The sequence below is a fragment of the Allobosea sp. Tri-44 genome, assembly GCF_004123845.1.
In the GTDB taxonomy this organism is placed as follows: Bacteria; Pseudomonadota; Alphaproteobacteria; order Rhizobiales; family Beijerinckiaceae; genus Allobosea.
In genome coordinates, this window is sequence record NZ_NBDP01000017.1 from 1 (window position 1) to 4,213 (window position 4,213).

Annotated in this window: 4 protein-coding genes and 1 pseudogene; 2 read left to right on the forward strand and 3 right to left on the reverse strand. The window is 64.8% G+C overall.

All coding sequences use genetic code 11. From position 1 onward, the window contains the following. On the forward strand, nucleotides 1-611 hold a 611-nt coding region (locus tag B6S44_RS11765), incomplete at its 5' end, for a thiolase family protein (protein ID WP_465246105.1). 67 nt (nucleotides 612-678) lie between these two features. Here the strand turns inward: B6S44_RS11765 and B6S44_RS11770 are convergent. The 3 genes and pseudogenes from B6S44_RS11770 to B6S44_RS11780 form a co-directional block, all read right to left on the reverse strand. Further along, a complete protein-coding gene (locus B6S44_RS11770) occupies nucleotides 679-1,632 on the reverse strand; it encodes a Bug family tripartite tricarboxylate transporter substrate binding protein (protein ID WP_248309563.1) in 954 nt (317 codons plus the stop codon). A 112-nt stretch (nucleotides 1,633-1,744) separates the two neighbouring features. Next, nucleotides 1,745-3,246: pseudogene (locus B6S44_RS11775) on the reverse strand (tripartite tricarboxylate transporter permease). Nucleotides 3,247-3,261: 15 nt separating this feature from the next. After that, a complete protein-coding gene (locus tag B6S44_RS11780; protein ID WP_129157092.1) occupies nucleotides 3,262-3,744 on the reverse strand; it encodes a tripartite tricarboxylate transporter TctB family protein in 483 nt (160 codons plus the stop codon). Between the two features lie 145 nt (nucleotides 3,745-3,889). Between B6S44_RS11780 and B6S44_RS11785 the strand changes: the two genes are divergently transcribed. After that, nucleotides 3,890-4,213, forward strand: a 324-nt coding sequence (locus B6S44_RS11785) for a helix-turn-helix domain-containing protein (RefSeq protein ID WP_248309564.1), incomplete at its 3' end; no start/stop codon positions are given.

Consider the following 4,213-nt stretch of genomic DNA (forward strand, 5'->3'; position numbering starts at 1 on the left):
GCGAGCGCGTCCAGCGAGAGATCGGGCCGGGTCCCCTGCCCCTGCGATCGTGCTTGACGTACCGCGTGACATGTGATGGGCGTCCTGTCGAGCAGTCCGCGGAACAGCTCGCGCTGATTCCTTGTCTGTTCCGCAAGGTGGGTGCCGGCACGGCTGGCAAGGCCTCGGGCGTCAATGACGGCGCGGGGGCGGGTCTGCTCGCGTCGGAAGCGGCACTGGAGCGTTACGGCCTGACGCCGCTCGCCGAGGTCGAGGGCTTGGCGACGGCCGGCGTCCCGCCACGGATCATGGGGATCGGCCCGGCTCCTGCGACGAAGAAGCTCTGCGAGCGCCTGGGCATCCGCCCGTCAGATTTCGACCTGATCGAGCTCAACGAAGCCTTCGCGGCCCAGGGGCTCGCATCGCTGCGTCTGCTCGGCCTGCCGGATGCTGCCGACCACATCAATCCCAACGGCGGCGCAATCGCACTGGGGCATCCGCTCGGCATGTCCGGCGCGCGCCTTGCACTCACTGCGGCGCTGGAACTGCGCGAGCGCGGCGGGAACCGCGCCTGCGCCACCATGTGCATCGGCGTCGGGCAGGGCATCGCCCTCGGCCTGAAGCGGGTCTGAAACTGCGAAAGCCGGCATCCCGTCGGGACGCCGGCTTTCCTCCTCTCCGCGGGTCCTGCGATCCGGTTCAGTCCATGGTAATGCCGGCCGACTTGATCACCTTGCGCCATTTCTCGGTTTCGGAGGCGATGAGCGCGCCGAATTCCGCCGGGGACATCGCGTGCGGGGTGAGGCCGGTCGGAGCGAGCTTGGCGACGAGCTCGCGGTTGGCGAGGCCGGCGTTCAACTCCTTGCTCAGCGCCTCGATCACCGGCTGCGGCGTGCCTTTCGGAGCGGAAAGCCCATAGAAGTTCGTTGCTTCGTAGCCAGGCAGCAGTTCGCTGATGGCGGGCAGGTCCGGCAGTATTTCAAGCCGCTTGGCGCTCGTGACCGCGATGCCGCGCAGCGTGCCGGCGCGGATGTACTCAGCCGAGGAGGCCGAGGAGGCGAAGGAGGCCTGCACATGGCCGCCGATGAGATCGTTGATGACTGGTCCGCCTCCCTTGTACTGCAGGAATGGCAAGTCGATTCCTGTCATCGTCTGGAACAAGGCCGCCGACAGATGCTGCGGACTGCCGATGCCTGGCAGCCCGACGCTGAGCTTGCTTGCATTGGCTTTCGCATAGGCGATGAACTCGGGCAGCGTCTTAACCGGCACCGATGGATGGATGACGAGGACGTTCGGCAGTGTTCCGATCATGCCAACGGGTTCTGAATCGCGTAGAAAGTCGAACTTCAGCTTGGGGTAAAGTGTCGCGTTGACGGCGTTGGCGGTGCTTGCCAGCAGAAGCGTGTAACCATCGGGATCCGAACGTAGAGCTGCCTCCGTGCCGATGTTCGAGCCGCTTCCGGCGCGGTTCTCGACGAAAAACGAGCCGTTCAGCCGCTCGCCGATCCATTGGCCGACGAAGCGGGCGATGATGTCAGTCGCGCCGCCGGCGGCATAGGGCGAGATCAGCTTGACCGGGCGTGACGGATAGGCCTGGGCGAACACCGTACCCGGCCGAAGCACCGCTGCTGGCACGAAGGCAGCTGCGGCCAAGTGTAAAACGGTTCTTCGTGAGAGCGCACTCATAGCTTCCTCCATGGCTTTCTTGGTTCTCGGCGCGGCTCCAGAAGAAGCCGCCATTTGCCACCGCTCTCGCGGCGGGTCGTCAGTCGTCCTGGAAGGCTTGTTCGCGGGTTTTGGAGAATGACGGCAGCAGCACGAGCGTCAGAAGGACCGCCGCTAGCGCCAGCATCGCGGCGCTGATCGGTCGCGTCAGCATTACCGCGGGGTCGCCCTTTGAGAGCAGGAGGGCCCGGCGCAGGAACTCCTCCATCATCGGCCCGAGAATGAAGCCGAGAAGCAGCGGGGCAGGTTCGCAGTCGAGCTTTTTGAAGACGTAGCCGACGATCCCAAAGAGGGCCATCAGATAGACGTCGAAGTTCGCATTGTTGAGGCTGAAGACACCGATCGCGCAGAAAACGACGATCATCGGATAAAGGTAGCGATAGGGGATGGTGATCATCCGCACCCAGATGCCGATCAGCGGCAGGTTGAGCACCAGCAGCATCAGGTTGCCGAGCCACATCGAGGCGATCACGCCCCAGAACAGCGCCGGCTGCTCGGTCATCACCGACGGTCCCGGTTGGATGCCCTGGATGATCATCGCGCCGATCATCAGCGCCATGACGGGGTTCGAGGGGATGCCGAGCGTCAGCATCGGGATGAAGGACATCTGGGCGCCCGCATTGTTGGCGGCTTCCGGCGCGGCCACGCCCTCGATGGCGCCTTTGCCGAACTCGTGGCGGTTGCGCGAAACCTTCTTTTCCAGAGCATAGGCGCCGAACGAGGCAAGGGCGGCGCCGCCACCGGGCAGGATGCCAAGAATAGAGCCGAGCGCCGTGCCCGCAGCGTCGGCGCGACCATGCGGCGGAAATCCTCGCGCGTCGGGAAGAGTCCTGTGACCTTCTTGATCGTGACGTCCCGCGTCGCCTCGTTCTCGAGGTTGGCGATGATCTCGCCGATGCCGAACATGCCCATCGCAACAATAACGAAGCCGATGCCGTCCGAAAGTTCGGGCAGGCCGAAGGTGTAGCGCTGTGTGCTCGAATTCACGTCGGTGCCGATGAGCCCGAGCAGCAGTCCGAGCACGATCATGCCAAGCGCATGCAGGATCGAGCCGTGTGCGAGCACGATCGACGCGATCAGGCCGAGCACCATCAGCGAGAAATACTCGGCCGGGCCGAATTGCAGCGCGATCTCGGCCAGAGGCGGCGCGAACAGGGCGATCAGCAACGTGCAGACGGTACCGGCGAAGAAGGAGGACAAGGCCGCGGTCGCCAGCGCGCGACCTGCCTTGCCTTGGCGGGCCATCTGATAGCCGTCGAGCGCGGTCACGACGGAAGAGGTCTCGCCGGGCAAGTTGACGAGGATGGCAGTTGTCGAGCCGCCATATTGCGCGCCATAGAAAATGCCGGCGAGCATGATCAGCGCTGTGACCGGCGGCATAACGAAGGTCGCTGGCAGCAGCATCGCGATGGTGGCTGCGGGGCCGAGCCCGGGCAGCACGCCGATGGCGGTGCCGAGGAACACGCCGATCAGGGCGTAAAGCAGATTGATCGGGGTGATGGCGGTTTCGAGGCCGAGCCCGAGATTGGCGAAGAGTTCCATGATGCTTGCCCGACGTCAGCGTTGCCAGGAGGGTGGAACGAGGCCGTCGAACCACGAGCCCAGGATCGGCATGGGAACGCCGAGGCCCTTCACGAAGACCAGGATGCAGAAGGCCGTCAGCGCTATCAGCGCCAGCGCCGAGCGCAGGTTGTAAATCGTCTGGCGCGAAGCTGTTGCCGAGATGACGACCAGTGCCGGCAAGGCGAATATCAGCCCTGCAGTAGGGACGAGCGCAGCGAAGGCAATGACCGCCACAGTGATCGCGACAAGTGGCCTGAGGCCGATCCCGCCGACCTGTTCGCCATCGGTCCGGAAGGAGCGCAGTAGCGAAAGGGCGCCGAAGGCGAACAGGATCCAACCCAGTACGAGCGGGAAGTAGCCCGGCCCCATGCGCGATGCCGTGCCTAGTCGGTAGTCGCGCCCCAGCCAGAGAAAGGCTGCAGCGATCGCAAGATACAAAAATCCCGCCCAGAAATCCTTCTCAGCCCGGACCCTCATGCAGGCGACCTCCCAAGGTTTTGTTCGTTCGGCGTGACCGTCGGCTTTCGCCTGCTGCCAGGTCCCACCTTTCCAGCCAGGATATGGACAGGCAGGGGAGCGCGCGCCTATAAAATTCCACTAAATGGAATTAGAGGGGCTAGTGGTGCGCCAGAGCTTTAACGACCAGAACCGCTCTCTTGAGCGCGGCGTCGCCATTCTGAGAGCTTTTCGGCCCGGCGTGAGCGAGCTCGGCAACGCCGAGATCGCTGAACGGACTGGTCTCGCCAAGGCCACCGTGAGCCGGCTGACGCAGACTCTGCTCGGCGTCGGCATGCTCGAGCGCCATCCATCTCGGCGCTCCTATCGTCCGGCTCCGGCCGTACTCAGCTTCCCACATGCGCTGCGGCTCGGCCCCCCGCTCCTGCCGGCGCTCGCGCCGCCGATGCCCCAGGAGCCGCCGCGCCCAGCGGCGCATGTCCTGGTTGCC

What these genes read in the sequence shown, in the direction of transcription:
- B6S44_RS11780 (WP_129157092.1), bottom strand. Translation starts at nt 3,744, where the DNA reads ATGAGGGTCCGGGCTGAGAAGGATTTCTGGGCGGGATTTTTGTATCTT.